The 17,283-nt window shown below is 64.7% G+C and carries 1 protein-coding gene (only partly in view); it reads right to left on the bottom strand.

Annotated features, from left to right (window positions below):
• Positions 1 to 37: 37 nt before the first annotated feature.
• Positions 38 to 17,283, bottom strand: partial view of a non-ribosomal peptide synthase/polyketide synthase gene (locus E3Z29_RS14775; protein ID WP_134786122.1) — the 3' portion only. 598 nt of this gene lie beyond the right edge of the window; 17,246 of the gene's 17,844 nt are visible here — the last part of the coding sequence; the start codon falls outside the window, past its right edge; it ends in the stop codon at positions 38 to 40.

Below are 17,283 nucleotides of genomic sequence, written 5' to 3'. Positions count from 1 at the left end.
CCCGGCCAGCGGCCGGGTCTTGATAGAACAACCACACTCAGGACAGCACTTCGCCGACCGTCAGCGCCAGGCCGTCATGCCACCACGCGGCGAAACTGAAGACGTTGGGCGCCTTGAGAATCGTGAAGTGGTTGCCCGGCCCGTACCACACCGCCAGATCGCTGACCTGCCGCTGCCAGCCTTCGAGCATCGCCGCCTGCTCGCGCTGATTGCCCCACTCGTCCAGCGTCGGGTCATCGACCAGCACCAGCCGCACCGGCCCGGTGTAGGCCAGACGCGGTTGATAGACCGTGCGCAATGCCGTGGCGAAGGTGCGTACCGGGCCATGCATCGCGTCCGGCGCCGCGCGCTCCGACAACACCCCGGCGCGCACCATGCCGTCGTGCAGCAGTCGCAGTTGCGTGGTGTCTTCGGCGTTGGCGAAGGTCGCAGGATCGATGCCCAGCGATTTGCCACAGGATAACTGCAGGGTGTCAATCAGCCGTTGCAGCGCGGCAGTGGCCGTGTACGGCTTGCCCGCCGTGCCGTCACCGCCCGGTGCCTCGCTGTCGATCAAGGTCAGCGAAGCCACCTCGCGCCCGGCCGCCTGCAACTGCGCAGCCATGGCATGCGCGACCCAGCCGCCGAACGAATGGCCGATCAGGTGCAGCGGCCCCTGCGGGTGGATCTGCTCGATGGCTTGCAGGTAGAACGCGGCAGCGGCTTCGACCGCGCTGTGCGGCACACTGACGCCGTCCAGCCCGCGCGGTTGCAGGCCGATGATCGGCCACTCCGGGCCGATCGCCTCGGTCAGGTGAATGAACCCGGTGACGCTGTCACCCGCCCCCGGCACACAGAAAATCGGCGCATGCCCCGGCTGCCCGGTCTGAATCGTCAGCAGCGGTTGATACAGCGCCGGTTCCGGCGTCACCAGGGTTTCCAGCGCCTGGGTAATGGCCTGGCCAAGCGCTTGGATGTGCGGGTGCTTCATCATGGTCCGGTGGTCGCCGGGGATGTCGATGCAGCGCAGCAAGCCAATGTCGAAGCGCTCTTCCCAGCCGCGCGTCGAGCTCGGCAATGACTGGCCTTCCATCAGTTCCTGTGCACGGAACAGGTGGATCGGCTGGCTCGCCGGGCTGACCCGGTAATGCGCCAGCGCCAGACGATGCGCCGCTTCGCGATCAAAGTAATGCCAGGCATCCACCGCACTGACCGTGGCCAGTTCCGGATCGGTCAGTTGCTGCGCCTGACAGCGCTTGAACAGCTCGGGGAAATCCAGTTGTTCGACTTGCGCTTCCAGCGCTTGCACCGCCGCCAGCGCCGTCTCGCTTCCAGCACCAAGCATCAGCGAACGCCCACGGCAATGGCCGAGCAACTGACGCTTGTCGAGGCCCTCGCCGCTCCACATCGTTTTGTCTTGGGCGAGTGGGTTTGGCGCATAGCTGTCGAGCATGCCGATGAAATCCACCGGCTCATCGAGGCCGAGCAATTGCTGCGCGACCTCATGCGCCAGCACCCCGCCGAACGACCAGCCCGCCAGCCGATACGGCCCGTGAGGCTGTACCGCGCGGATGATCCCGACCATGCGCTGCGCCATGCACTCAAGCGTGCGCAATTGCGGCTGACCGAGCGTCACGCCAGGCAGGCCGTAAATCGGGAACTCGCCACCGATGTGCTGGGCCAGCGTCGGGAAGTACACGTCCCTGCCGCTGAATTCATGCAGCAGGAACAGCGGCGTACCGTGCGCCCCGGCACGCACCACGACCAGCCCGTCAGGCTGACTGAGCGCCTCGCCCTGACTGAGCAGCGCGGCGGCAGACTCAATGGTCGGATGCTGGAACAGCTCGGCCAGCGACAGTGGCAGCCCGGCCCGCTGCAGCAGATTGACCAGCTTCACCGCCAGCAACGAATGCCCGCCCAGTTCAAAGAAGTTGTCATGGCGACCGACCTGTTCGACGCCGAGGACTTCACCCCAGATCTGCGCCAGCGCGGTTTCGACTTCACCCTGTGGCGCCACGTATGGGCGGTTGATCACCGCATCGGCCCCCGGCTCCGGCAAGGCCTTGCGGTCGATCTTGTCGTTTGGTGTCAGCGGCAAGGCGTCGAGCAACACGAACGCGCCCGGCACCATGTACTCCGGCAGACGCTCCAGCACATGGCTGCGCAACGTCTCAAGACTCGGTGCTTCTACGCCGGAACGCACGGTGTACCAGGCCACCAGACGCTCATCACGCACCATCACCACCGCTTGGCGAATCGCCGGATGCTCGATCAGCCGTGCCTCGATTTCCCCCGGCTCCAGGCGCAAGCCACGCAGCTTGATCTGGAAGTCGTTGCGGCCGAGGAATTCCAGTTCACCGTGGTTGTTGTAGCGCGCCAGATCTCCCGTGCGGTACAGGCGATCACCCGCCACAAACGGGCTGTCGATGAAGCGCTCGGCCTGCATCTCCGGCAGTCTGTGATAACCACGTGCCACGCCTACGCCGCCGATGTGTAACTCGCCGCTGACGCCTTGCGGCACCGGTTGAGCGTACGCATCGAGCACGTACAAACGGGTGTTGCTCAAGGCTGTGCCGATCGGCACCACGTTGTCCGGCACCGGCATGTCCGGTTCCAGCGTCCAGCCCGTACTGTCCACCGTGGTTTCAGTCGGGCCGTAAACGTTATGCAACCGCACCCACGGCAGGCGATCGCGCACCTGGCGGGCCAGCGCTGCACTGAGTTCACCACCACCGTTAAGCACATCGGTCAGGCTGGTGCACTGCTCGACACCGTCCTGCTCGATGAACTGCTGCAACAGCGCCGGAACGAACTTGACCACCGTCACCTGCTGCTCGCGAATGGTCTGCACCACATACGCCGAATCGCGGTTGCCGTCCGGTCGCGCCAATACCAGACGCATCCCGGAACACAGCGGCCAGAAGATCTCCCACACCGAACTGTCGAAGCTGAACGGCGCTTTTTGCAGCAGCGCACCGTGCTCGGTCGGCGGACTGAGCTGCGAACCCCAATGCACCATGTTGCAGGCGCTGCGGTGTTCGATCATCACGCCTTTCGGCAACCCGGTAGAACCCGAGGTGTAGATCATGTACGCAAGATTCGAAGCACTGAGGCCCGGCACTGGCGAATCGTGATCCGGCAGGTGCTGCCAGGTACTGCGGTCAAGGTCGATCACCGTGGCGACCGCGTCATCGAACAACCCGCGAGTAGCGGTCTGCACCAGCACCGCAGTCGGCGCGCTGTCCTTGAGCATGTAGGCCAGGCGCTCCGCAGGGTAGCTCGGGTCCAGCGGCACATAGGCACCACCGGCCTTGAGGATGCCGAGCAAACCGACTACCAGATCCAGCCCACGCTCGACGCAAATCGCCACCCGCGCATCCGGCTGCACACCGAGTTCGCGCAGGTGCTGGGCCAAGCGGTTGGCGCGCTGATTGAGCTCGCGGTAGGTCAGGTTGCCTTGCGCGGACTGCAGCGCGACAGCGTCCGGTTTGCGCCACACCTGCGCTTCGAACAAGCCATGCAACGGCTGCTCCAGCGGACAATCAACGGCGCTGGCATTGAAATCGACCAGCAAACGCTGCTGCTCCTGCGGTGCCAGCAACGGCACTCGCGCAAGCACCGCCTGATCATCGTTGACCAGCGCCGCCAGCAGCCGCTGGAAGTAGCCGACAAAACGCTGCACCGTCGACTCATCGAACAACGCCGTGGCATAGCGCAACGAACCGCGAATCCCGTCGGGCGAATCGCCGAGGCTCAGCGACAGATCGAATTTCACAAAGTGGCTGTCGCCGGCCACCCCTTCCAGGGTCAGGTCGCCGAGGGTCAGGCTCGGGTCGTCGTTGTTGTCCCAACTGAGCATGGTCTGGAACAACGCGCTGTGCGACAGACTGCGGACTGGTTTGCTGATGTCCACCACTTGCTCGAACGGCAGATCCTGATGCGCCTGAGCGTCCAGAGTCTGCGCCTTGACCCGCGCCAGCAGCGCCTCGCCGCTCGGCTCACCCGAGGTGTCGATGCGCAGCGCCAGGGTGTTGACGAACATGCCGATCAGGCCTTCGATCTCGGCGCGGGTGCGGTTGGCCACCGGCGAGCCGATCACCACGTCGCTGTGCCCGGACAACCGACTGAGCAACATCGCCCAGGCGCTCATGATCACCATGTACGGCGTCACCGCGCGACGCTGACACAAGGCTTTCAAACCGGCGCTCAAGTGTTGATCGAGCAGCAGGTCGACGCGGCTGCCGGAATAGTCCTGCTGTGGCGGACGCGGACGGTCGGTGGGCAGGGTCAGCAGGGCTGGCGCGCCGGCCAGGGTCTGCTGCCAGTAATCGCTCTGACGCTGCAGCACCTCGCCACTGAGCCAGCGCCGTTGCCACACCGCGTAGTCGGTGTATTGCAGCGCCAGCGGCGGCAGCGGATCGTCCTCGCCACGGCTGAACGCCTGATACAACGCCGCCAGCTCACGGGTCAGCACGCCCATCGACCAGCCATCGGCGATGATGTGGTGCAGCGTCAGCAACAGCACATGATGGTCGTCGGCCAGACGCACAAGACGTCCGCGCAGCAGCGCATCGTGCTGCAGATTGAACGAAGCGCAGGCCTGTTCCTCGATCAGACCACGCAAGGCATTGTCAGCCTGTGGGTGCTGACGCAGGTCTTCTACCGTCAGCAGCAGACCGCTCTCGGCCGGCAGAATCAGCACCTGCGGCTGATCGTCGATCTGGCTGAAGCGGCTGCGCAGGGTTTCGTGTCGGGCGACGATGCGTGCCAGAGCCCGTTGCAGCGCGTCTTCATCCAGTCGACCGCGCAGGCGCAAACCGACCGGGATGTTGTAGGCGCTGTTGCCGCCGTCCATCTGCGCCAGGAACCACAGGCGTTGCTGGGCGAATGACAGCGGCAATAGCTGGTCGCGGGGCGCCGGCAAAATCTCCGGCAAGGTGCTGCGCCCCGCCCGGCTCAGCACTTCGGCGACAGCGGCCAGCTCGGGATTGGCGAACAACTCGGCGAGTGTCAGCTCGACGCCCAACTGCTGGCGCACCTGCGACAGCATGCGCATCGCCAGCAACGAATGCCCGCCCAGTTCGAAGAAGTTGTCGTGACGACCGACCTGTTCGAGTTGCAGCAAACCGGCCCAGATCCGCGCCAAATGTTGTTCCAGCGCCGAGATCGGCGCCACATACACCCGGCTGAGCAGCGCTGCCTGCGTCGGTGCCGGCAGCGCCTTGCGGTCGACCTTGCCGTTGTTGTTCAACGGCAGTACATCCAGTTGTACCCAGGCGGTCGGCACCATGTATTCCGGCAGTCGCGCCAGCAACTGCGCGTGCAGATCCGCGCTGTCCAGACGGCCGGCGTGCGCGGTGTAGTAGGCCACCAGACGCGTGATGTCCTGACCATCGCGGCGCGCCAGCACCACCGCTTCCTTGATCCCTTGGCAGTTGAGCAGGCGGTTTTCGATTTCGCCCAACTCGATACGGAAACCGCGAATCTTCACCTGATCGTCATTGCGCCCGATGCAATCGAGCTGCCCCGGGGCCAGCCAGCGTGCGAGGTCGCCGGTGCGATACAGCAACGCACCCGGCTGCTCGCTGAACGGATCACACAGAAACTTCTCGGCGGTCAGATCGGCGCGATTCAGATAACCCAGCGCCACGCCCTGCCCGCCGATGTACAACTCGCCGGTCACGCCCATCGGCACCGGTTGCTGATGCGTGTCGAGCACATACACCTGAGTGTTGGAGATCGGCGCGCCAATCGGCACGCTCTCGGCGTTTTCCGCCACTTCACGCACTTCAAATGTCGTGGCGTAAGTGGTGGTTTCGGTCGGACCGTAGCAATGCACGATGCGCAGCGCGGGCGCCTCGGCCAGCAGTCGACGGAACGCCGCCGGATCGCCACGCTCACCACCACACAACAGAATGCGCAAGCCTTTCAGCGCCTGCGGAATCAGCTGCACATACTGGTTGAACAGCGCCGTGGTGACGAACAGCACGGTCGCCCCGGAGGCGCTCAATTCATGGCCGAACGCGTTCGGATCAAGCAAGGTCTGGTGATCGATCACCACCACGCGCCCGCCGTTGAGCAGCGGCCCCCAGATGTCCATGGTGCTGGCGTCGAACGCCGGGTTGGAGGCGAACACCACGCGATCCTGCGGGTTGAAATCGGCATAACCGTTGTTCAGCACCAGGCGGCCGATGGCGCGGTGCGGCACCATCACGCCTTTCGGGGTGCCGGTGGAGCCGGAGGTGTACATGATGTACGCCAGCGACTCCGAGGACTGCGCCAGATTCGGGTTGTGCGTCGGTTGGCCGCTGAGGGTCAAGCGGTCGAGGTCGATGCGTGGCGCAGCGTAGTCGATGACTTCACTGCTGAGGGTCAGCAACGCCGCCGCGTGACAGTCCTCGACCATGAACGCCTGCCGCTCGCTTGGCGCGTTGATGTCCAGCGGCACATAGGCCGCCGCGCACTTGGCAATCGCCAGTTGCGCCACCAGCAATTCCAGCGAACGCGGCAACAGGATCGCCACGTGGTCGCCGGGCTGCACGCCGTGGCTGATCAAGTGATGCGCCAGACGGTTGGCCTGGGCGTTCAGCTCAAAGTAGCTCAGCGAATGCTCGCCATGCACCGCCGCCACCGCTTTGGGATGCGCCGCTGCCTGTTGCTGGAAAATCCCGTGTACGGTCAGCGTTTGCGGATACTCGCGCGCCGTGGCGTTGAAGTCGTACAGCAAGCGCTGACGCTCAGACTCGGCGAGCAATTGCACCCGCTCCAGGACTGTCTGCTCATCGTTGACCATCGCCGCCAGCAGGCGCTGCAAGTAGCCGACGTAACGCTCGACGGTCGCTTGATCGAACAACGCCGTGGCGTATTCCAGCGAACCGCGAATCACCCCGTTGACCTCACCCAGGGTCAAAGTCAGGTCGAACTTGGCCACCCGGCCCGGCGCAGCCACACCTTCGAGGCGCAGATCGCCCAGCGCCAGGTGCGGGCCGACGCTGCTGTCCCAGCTCAGCGTGCTCTGGAACAACGGGCTGTGCGCCAGACTGCGCGCGGGCCGGGTGATTTCCACCACTTGCTCGAACGGCAGATCCTGATGCGCCTGCGCCTCCAGCGTGCGCGCCTTGACCCGCGCCAACAGCGTGGCCACGCTCGGTTCGCCCGAGGTGTCGATGCGCAGGGCCAGAGTATTGACGAACATGCCGATCAGGCCTTCGATCTCGGCCCGGGTGCGGTTGGCCACCGGCGAACCGATCACCACGTCGGACTGCCCGGAAAGACGACTCAGCAGCAGCGACCAGGCACTCATCAGGGTCATGAACAGGGTCACGCCGTGACGCTGACTCAAGGCTTTGAGCCCGGCACTCAGACGCTCATCCAGCCGTACTTCGACGCTGCTGCCGGCAAAGTCCTGCTGCGCCGGACGCGGACGGTCGGTGGGCAGGGTCAGCAAGGCCGGCGCGCCGTCGAGGGTCTGCTGCCAGTAATCGCTCTGCCGCTGCAGCACTTCACCGCTGAGCCAGCGCCGCTGCCACACGGCGTAGTCGCCGTATTGCAGCGCCAGTGGTGGCAATGGATCCGGCTGACCGTGACTGAAGGCCTGATACAGCGCCATCAGCTCGCGGGTCAGCACACCCATCGACCAACCGTCAGCGACGATGTGATGCACGGTCAGCAACAGCACATGGTGCTCGTCAGCCAGACGCAGCAGGCGTCCGCGAATCAGTGGATCGTGCTGCAGATCAAAGGCAGTCACGGCTTCCTGCGCGAGCAGTGCCTGCACCGTGGCTTCGGCCTGTGGAACCTGGCGCAGGTCCTCCACCTGCAGCAGCAGGCCGCTATCGACCGGTGCAATCGTCACCTGCGCCTGATCGTCGACGCTGACGAAACGGGTGCGCAGCGTTTCGTGCCGCGCAACGATCTGCGTCAGCGCGCGCTGCAAAGCTTCGACATCGAGCTGCCCGCGCAGGCGCAGGCCGATCGGAATGTTGTACGCCGAATTGCCGCCGTCCATTTGCGCGAGGAACCACAGGCGTTGCTGGGCGAAGGACAGCGGCAGCGCTTGATCCGGCGCGGCCGCGACGATCTCTGGCAGCGTGCTGCGCCCGGCGCGGGTCAGCACCTCGGCCACCGCGCTGAGATGCGGATCGGCAAACAACTCGCTCAGGGGCAGTTCGACGCCCAGACGCTGGCGCACCTGCGACAGCATGCGCATCGCCAGCAACGAATGACCGCCGAGTTCGAAGAAGTGGTCATGGCGGCCGATCTGTTCGACTTGCAGGGTCTCGGCCCAGATCTGCGCCAGCGCGGTTTCCAGTTCACCTTGCGGCGCAACGTATTCACGGGTGAACAACGCCGCAGCATCCGGTTCGGGCAAGGCTTTGCGATCGACTTTGCCGTTGTTGTTCAGCGGCAAGGTATCGAGCTGCACCCAGGCACTCGGCACCATGTATTCCGGCAATTGCGTCTGCAAATGCTCACGCAGGTCAGCCAGTTCCAGCGTGCCGTCGTGCGCGGTGTAGTAGGCCACCAGCCGCAGCGGTTCCTGACCATCGCGCCGGGCGAGCACCACCGCTTCGTTGATCCCCGGATAGCTCAGCAGACGATTTTCGATCTCACCGAGTTCGATGCGGAAACCACGAATTTTCACCTGATCGTCATTGCGCCCGATGCAATCGAGCTGCCCCGGCGCCAGCCAGCGCACGAGGTCGCCAGTGCGGTAGAGCAACGCGCCCGGACGGTCGCTGAACGGATCGGGCAGGAATTTTTCCGCCGTCAGATCGGCACGGTTCAAGTAACCGAGGGCCACGCCCTGCCCGCCGATGTACAACTCGCCGGTCACGCCCATCGGCACCGGTTGCTGATGCGCGTCGAGCACATACACCTGGGTGTTGGAGATAGGCCCGCCAATTGGCACGCTTTCGGCATTTTCCGCCACTTCGTGCACTTCAAACGTGGTGGCGTAAGTGGTGGTTTCGGTCGGGCCGTAGCAATGCACGATGCGCAACTGTGGCGCCTCGGCCCGCAAGCGACGGAAGCTTGCCGGATCGCCGCGTTCACCGCCGCACAGAACCATGCGCAAGCCTTTCAAGGCCTGCGGAATCAGTTGCACGTACTGGTTGAACAGCGCCGTGGTGACAAACAGGATTGTCGCGCCGCTGGCGCTCAATTCGCGACCGAATGCGTTCGGATCCAGCAGGGTCTGGTGATCGATCACCACCACGCGTCCGCCGTTGAGCAGCGGCCCCCAGATGTCCATGGTGCTGGCGTCGAACGCCGGGTTGGACGCAAACGCCACGCGATCCTGCGGGTTGAAATCGGCGTAGCCGTTGTTCAGCACCAGACGAGCGATGCCACGGTGCGGCACCATCACACCCTTCGGCGTACCGGTGGAACCGGAGGTGTACATGATGTACGCCAGCGCGTCCGAGCTTTGCGCCAGATTCGGATTGTGCGTCGACTGACCGCTGAGCTTGAGCCGGTCGAGGTCGATGCGCGGCGCGGCGTAGTCGATCTCTTCGCTGCTGAGTGTCAGCAACGCCACGGCGCGGCTGTCCTCAAGCATGAACGCCTGGCGCTCGCTCGGCGCGTTGATGTCCAGCGGCACATAAGCCGCCGCACACTTGGCAATCGCCAGCTGCGCGACCAACAGCTCCCGCGAGCGCGGCAGCAGGATCGCCACATGAGCGCCCGGCTTTGCGCCTTGAGCGATCAGGTAGTGGGCCAAACGGTTGGCCCGATCATTCAAATCGGCATAACTCGACATTTGCCCGCCATGCACCACAGCGATGGCGTGTGGATCTGCCGCCATTTGCCTTTCGAATAATGCGTGCACGGTCAGCGCACGCGGGTATTCCCGCTCGGTGGCATTGAACTCGACCAGCAATTGCCGGCGTTCGTCCGGCGCCAGAATCGACACTTGATCAATGCTCAGTTGCGGTGTCTGTTCCAGTGCCTGCAGCAGGTTGCTCACCGCCCGTTGCAGGTACTCGCAGATGCGTGCGGGATCAATGCCGGGAGCGGCCAGTGCGGTGAAGCCGAAACCTTCGCCGAGGTCATCGACACTCACGCTCAACTGGTAATTGGTGTGCTCCTGGGTATTGAGCAACTGCATGCCTTGCCACGCGTTCGCCGCCTCCGGGGAAGGCGTGCCGGCAGTTGCGCTGTGGCGATAGTTGAACAGCGTGCTGAATAACGGCGTGCCGGCGGGCATACCACTGCAACGCTGGGCCAGCGCCAATTGCGCATGCTCATGTTGCAGCAGCGCGTTCAACTGTTGGTGGGTGGCGAGCGCGGCTTCCTGCGCCGAGCGTTGCCCGAGATCGACGCGCAGCGGCAAGGTGTTGATGAACACCCCCAGCGCGCGTTCGGCGCCCTCGCCCGCCTGCAACCGCCCCAGCAACACGGTGCCGAACACCACCGCGTCTCGCCCGGAGAGTTTTCCCAGCACCTGCGCCCAGGCCAGATGCATCAGGCTCGCGGCGCTGATCCCCAGACGCCGGGCCTTGGCCCTGACGCGCTGACTCAGATCGAGGTCGAGTACCCGTCGTGCTTCTGCGGCGTGGCCCTCGGCAATGCTCTGCTGGCCGTACGGCGCGCTCGGTTCGCTGATGTCACCGAGCATTTCGCGGAAGAACGCTTCATGCGCCTGATCACTGATTGCGCCACGGCTGTGCGCCACATAATTGCGATACGGCACCGGCTCGGCCAGACGTTGCGGCTGGCCGCTGAGGAACGCCTGCATTTCGTGTTGCAGCACCTCCAGTGCCACGTGGTCCATCACCAGGTGATGGAACAGCAGCAACGCCACCACACGTTGATTGGCGGCGTCCCAGGCGTGCACCACGCGCATCAGTGGCGCCTGATTGACGGCCATGCGGTATTGCGCAGCGTCGAAGCGTTGGCGCAATTGCTCCAGTACATCGCCGTCCGCGTCATGCAGTTCCAGGTATTCGCACGCCAGCGGCGCCTCACGCCAGACCACTTGCACCGGGTCTTGCAGTCCGTCCCAGAACAACGAAGTGCGCAGGATGTCGTGGCGCTGGATTACGTGCTGCAAGGCTTGAGTAAAGATGTTCAGGCGTTGTTCATCGGCAAACGCGAACTGCGCCTGCAACACATACGGATCGCCCTGTGCGGCGGACAAATGGTGGAACAGGATGCCGGTCTGCAACGGCGCCAGCGGGTAAATATCCTGCACGTTGGCCACCCCGCCGGGGATGCTGGCGACGATGCGGTCAATGCTCGGCTGGTCGAGCGCCACCAGTGGCAGCAGCTCGGGGATGATGCGCATGCAGTCCGCCGGGATGAGGTTGGCCGGGACTTCGGCTTCCGGTTCACCGCCCACGGCAGCGGCCAGCGCGGCGAGGGTCGGCTGGTTGAACAGCACGCGAATGTCGGCGTTCAGGCCGGCACGACGCATCCGCGCCACCAGATTCACCGCCAGCAGCGAGTGGCCGCCGAGTTCAAAGAAATGATCGTGGCGCCCTACCCGCTCGACCTTGAGCAATTCAGCCCAGAGCTGCGCGAGCGTGGTTTCCACTTCACCGACCGGGGCTTCGTATTCACGGGCGGTCAGCGCCGCCTGATCCGGGGCCGGCAGCGCCTTGCGGTCAAGTTTGCCGTTGGGGCTCAGCGGCAATGCATCGAGATGCACGAACAGTGCGGGCACCATGTAGTCCGGCAAGTTTTCCAGCAGATGGCTGCGCAGCGTTTCGACTTCCAGCGGTGCGCCGGTGTAGTACGCCACCAGACGCTTGTCGCCGGATGCATCTTCGCGGGCGAGCACGGCGGCTTCCTGAATGCCGTCGATCTGGGTCAGACGTGCCTGGATTTCACCGAGTTCGATGCGCAGGCCACGGATCTTCACCTGGTCGTCGTTACGGCCCAGGTATTCGATATTGCCGTCCGCCAGATAGCGGGCGACGTCGCCGGTGCGGTACATCCGCCCATTGGCCTGGAACGGATCGGTGAGGAAGCGTTCGGCGTTCAATTGCGGGCGATTCAGATAACCACGCGCCACCTGCACGCCACCGATGTACAGCTCGCCGACCACGCCGTGCGGCACCGGTTGCTGCTGGGCATCGAGGATGTACATCCGGGTGTTGGCGATCGGTTTGCCGATCGGCGTGTTGTCTGGCGTTTGTTCCAGCGGCCCGGCACAATTCCACGCGGTCACGTCCACCGCGGCTTCGGTCGGGCCGTAGAGGTTGTGCAATTGGCTGCCCGGCAGTTGCTGCTTGAAACGCCGCACCACGCTGCCCGGCAACGCTTCGCCGCTGCACATGACTTGCCGCAGGCTGGCGCAACGCGCGGTGTCAGCATGAGCGAGAAATACATCGAGCATCGACGGGACAAAGTGCAACGTGGTGATGTGTTCGCGTTCGATGATTTCGCTGAGGTATTGCGGATCCTTGTGCCCTTCAGGTCGGGCCATGACCAGACGTGCGCCAGTCATCAACGGCCAGAAGAACTCCCAGACCGAGACGTCGAAGCTGAACGGGGTCTTCTGCAATACGTTGTCGGCCGACGTCAGTTGATAGGAGTCCTGCATCCACAGCAGGCGGTTGACCACCCCGCGATGTTCGTTGATCACGCCTTTCGGTTGGCCGGTGGAACCGGAGGTGTAGATCACGTAGGCGGTGTGCTGCGGAGTCAGTTCAGCGAGCGATAGATTGTCTGTCGGCAGCGCTTGCCAATGCGGCTGATCCAGGTCGATCAGCGGCACTGCGACTTCGCCGAGCAACGAACGCGTCGCACCCTGCACCAGCACCGCCAGCGGCGTGCTGTCTTCCAGCATGTAAGCCAGACGTTCTAGCGGATACGCCGGGTCCAGCGGCACATAACCGCTGCCGGCCTTAAGGATCGCCAACAGCCCGACCACCATGTCCAGACCGCGTTCGACGCAGATCGCCACCCGCGCATCCGGCCCTACGCCCAAATCACGCAGGTGCCGCGCCAGTTGATTGGCTCGGGCGTTGAGTTCGGCGTAACTCAGTTGCTGCTCCCCCGCGACCACGGCGGGTGCCTGCGGCGAGCGCGCCACTTGCGACTCGAACAAGCCGTGAATGGTCTGATCAAGGTTGTAATCGACCGCCGTGGCATTGAACTCGACCAGCAAACGCTGCTGTTCTTCCGGCGCCAGCAGCGGCGCCTGTTCCAGCAGCGCCTGATCGTTGGCGACCATCGACTGCAACAGACGCAGGAAGTAACCGGTGAAGCGCTCGACCGTGCTCTGGTCAAACAACGCAGTGGCGTATTCCAGCGATCCGCGAATGCTGCCGTTGGACTCACTGAGGCTCAGCGACAGGTCGAACTTGGCGAAGTGGCTCGGCTCGGCCACGCCTTCCAGCGTCAGTTCGCCGAGGGCCAGCGCCGGGCTTTCGAGGCCATCCCAACTGAGCAAGGTCTGGAACAACGGGCTGTGGGCCAGGCTGCGCACGGGCCGGGTGATTTCCACCACTTGCTCGAACGGCAGATCCTGATGCGCCTGCGCTTGCAGGGTTTGCGCCTTGACCCGCGCCAGCAGCGCTTCGACGCTCAGCTCGCCGGAGGTGTCAATGCGCAGCGCCAGGGTGTTGACGAACATGCCGATCAGGCTTTCGATCTCGGCGCGGGTGCGGTTGGCCACTGGCGAACCGATCACCACTTCAGCCTGCCCGGACAAGCGGCTGAGCAACATCGCCCAGGCACTCATCAGCGTCATGTACAGGGTCACGCCGTGACGCTGACCCAAGGCTTTGAGCCCGGCGCTCAAGCGTTCGTCGAGCACGACGGCAACGCTGCTGCCGGCATAGTCCTGCTGCGCCGGGCGCGGCCGATCGGTAGGCAGCATCAGCAGTGCCGGGGCACCAGCGAGGGTCTGTTGCCAGTACTCGCTCTGGCGTTGCAGCACCTCGCCGCTGAGCCAGCGCCGTTGCCACACCGCGTAGTCGGTGTATTGCAGCGCCAGGGGCGGCAATGGATCCGGCTGGCCATGACTGAACGCCTGATACAGCGCCATCAGTTCGCGGGTCAAAACACCCATCGACCAGCCGTCGGAGATGATGTGGTGCAGGGTCAGCAACAGCACATGGTGATCATCCGCCAGGCGTACCAGTCGCCCGCGAATCAACGGATCGTCCTGCAAGTCGAACGGCCCGGAGGCTTCGCCCTGAATCAGCGCCTGCAGGGTCTCGTCGGGTTGCGGGTGCTGGCGCAGGTCTTCGACCCGCAACAACAGGCCGGTGTCCACCGGGGCAATCAGCACTTGCGCTTCGTCGTTGAATTGCGCGAAGCGGCTGCGCAGGGTTTCGTGGCGGGCGACGATCCGCGCCAGCGCGCGTTGCAGCGCCGCGTCGTCGAGACGGCCACGCAGCCGCAGGGCCACGGGAATGTTGTAGGCGGTGTTGGCGCCTTCCATTTGCGCGAGGAACCACAGGCGTTGCTGGGCGAACGACAGCGGCAACGCGCCGTCACGCGGGACCGGCACGATCTGCGGTTGCGCACAGCGTCCGGCCTCGCTCAGCACTGCCGCGACCGCCGCCAGTTCGGCGTTGGCAAACAGATCGCTCAGCGCCAGCTCGACACCCAGACGCTGGCGCACTTGCGAGACCATGCGCATCGCCAGCAACGAATGCCCGCCGAGTTCGAAAAAGTGATCCTGACGCCCGACCCGCTCGACCTGCAGCACGTCGGCCCAGATCTGCGCCAGCGCGGTTTCCACCTCGCCTTCGGGCGCTGCGTACTCGCGGGTGAACAGCGCTGCCAGATCTGGCGCCGGCAAGGCCTTGCGGTCGACCTTGCCATTGGCGGTCAGCGGCAGCGCGGCGAGTTTGACGAACGCGGTCGGCACCATGTATTCCGGCAAACGGCTGAGCAATTGCGCGCGCAACTCGCCCACCGGCAGCGCTTCGACCTGCGCCTGCTCGGTGAAGTACGCCACAAGGCGCGGCTGGCCGGGTTGATCTTCGCGAGCGAGCAGCACCGCTTCCTGAATCCCCGGCAACTGGTTGAGGCAGGTTTCGATCTCGCCCAATTCGATGCGCACGCCACGGATTTTCACCTGATCGTCGTTGCGCCCCAGGTACTCGATGTTGCCGTCCTCGCGCCAGCGTGCAAGGTCGCCGGTGCGGTACATCCGCGCATTCGGCAAGGGGCTGAACGGGTCGCGCAGAAAGCGCTCGGCAGTCATGTCCGGGCGATTCAGGTAGCCACGGGCAACCCCGGCACCGCCGACGTACAGCTCGCCGGCAACGCCAAGAGGCACCGGGCGCTGTTGTTCGTCGAGCAGGTACACCGTGGCATTGCTCAGCGGTTTGCCGATGTGCAGCGCGTCGCCGCTTTGCACCAGACCTGAGGTCGCGACCACCGTGGCCTCGGTCGGGCCGTAGTTGTTGATCACGTCGAAATGCTGATTGCGATTGAACTGCCGCAAGCGGTCGCCGCCGATCAACAACGTGCGCAGGGTCGGGTGTTCGAGGTTCTGGCTGAAGGCGTATTCGGCCACCGGGGTCGGCAGGAAGCTCACGTCCAGCGGCTGCGCGCACCACCACGCGAGCAAGGCATCGATGTCTTCGCCGCCCTCGTGAGTCGGCGCCAGATGCAGGGACGCGCCCACGCACAGCGCCGGCCAGACTTCCCAGGCCATCGCATCGAAACCAAAGCCGGCGAGGCTTGAGGTGTGACGCCCGGCGCACAGGTCGAACGCGGTGCAGTGCCAGTCGACCAGATTGCTCAGCGTGTGGTGCTCGACCATCACCCCCTTGGGCAGGCCGGTGGAGCCGGAGGTGTAGATCACGTAGGCCAGATTTGCGGTGCTCAGGCCCGCTACCTGCGGGTTTTGTGTGGCAGTCAGCGGCCAAGTGCGGCGGTCGAGGTCAAGCACCGGCACGCTTAGCGCCGGCAGTCGCTCGCGCAGATGACTTTGGGTCAGTACGGCGACTGGCGCGCTGTCGTCGAGCAGGTAGTTCAAGCGCTCCGCCGGGTGCGCCGGATCAATCGGCACGTAACCGGCGCCGGCCTTGAGAATCGCCACCAGTCCCACCAGCGTGTCCAGCCCACGGCGGGCGACGATCGCCACGCGATCATCCGGTTTCACGCCCAAGCCGATCAGGTGCTGCGCCAAGGCGTTGGCCTGCTGATTGAGTTCGGCGTAAGTCAAATGCGCATCGGCAAACACCGCCGCCAGCGCGTCCGGCCGTTCGGCCACCTGCGCCTCGAAACGTTGCTGGATGGTCTGTGCAGTCGGGAAATCCACCTGGGTGGCATTGAAGTCGAGCAGTACCTGCGCAAGCTCCGCCGCCGGCAGGATCGGCAGTTGGTTGACCGGTGTCTGCGGCGCCTGCTCCAGCGCGAGCACGAGGTTTTCCAGCGCGCAGTGCAGGTAATCGCAGAGGCGCTGCGGATCGGTCTGGGTGCTGGCCAGCAAGGTCAGGCTGAAGGCGTCACCGAGGTCATCGACACTCAGGGTCAGCGGATAGTTGCTGCGCTCTTCGGAGTGCAACGTGGAGATACCGTCCCACGCCGCGAGGGTCTCGGCGCTGGCGGTGGCCATGTTGTGACTGTGGCGATAATTGAGCAGCGTGCTGAACAGCGGCGTCGGCGCCACCACGTGACTGCAGCGCTGAGCCAGGGCCAGCGGTGCGTGTTCGTGACGCATCAGCGTGGTCAGCCGAGCGTGGGTGGCGTTGACTGCCGCGCGCACATCCTGGCCGTCGATGTTCACCCGCAACGGCAAGGTGTTGATGAAAATCCCCAGCGCCCGGTCAATCGCTTCGGCGCCCTGCATGCGGCCCATCAGCACGGTGCCGAACACCACTTGCTGCTTGCCGGTCAGCGCGGCCAGCACCTGCGCCCAGCCGAGATGGAACAGGCTGGCGACACTGACGCCGAGCGTCCGTGCCTGCGCCCGCAGACGCTGGCCCAACAGCGCCGCGACCGGCACGCTGAGTTCGACGATTTCGCTGCCGTCACCCTGCACGTCCTGCAGGCCGTAAGGCAGCGTCGGTTCGTCGATGTCGCTGAGCATCTCGCGGAAGAACGCCTCGTGCTCGGCCTCGCTGACGCCCAGACGCGCCTGCGCCACGTAGTTGCGAAACGGCACCGGGCGCCCGAGCAGCTCACTCTGTCCGGTGAGGCACGCGCGCATTTCGTGGCGCACCACGTCGAGGGCCGAGTGGTCGAGCGCCATGTGATGGAACAACAGCGTGGCGATCACCCGTTGCCCGGCCTCATCCCAGGCGTGGGCCAGACGCATCAGCGGCGCCTGGGTAACATCGAGGCGGAAGTGCCGGGCGTCGAAGCGCTCATGCAGATACGCCAGAACATCGC

The organism is Pseudomonas sp. S150, assembly GCF_004526365.1.
GTDB lineage: Bacteria > Pseudomonadota > Gammaproteobacteria > Pseudomonadales > Pseudomonadaceae > Aquipseudomonas > Aquipseudomonas putida_A.
Note: the sequence above shows the minus strand (reverse complement) of the source record. Positions and strands in the feature narration are given on the sequence as shown.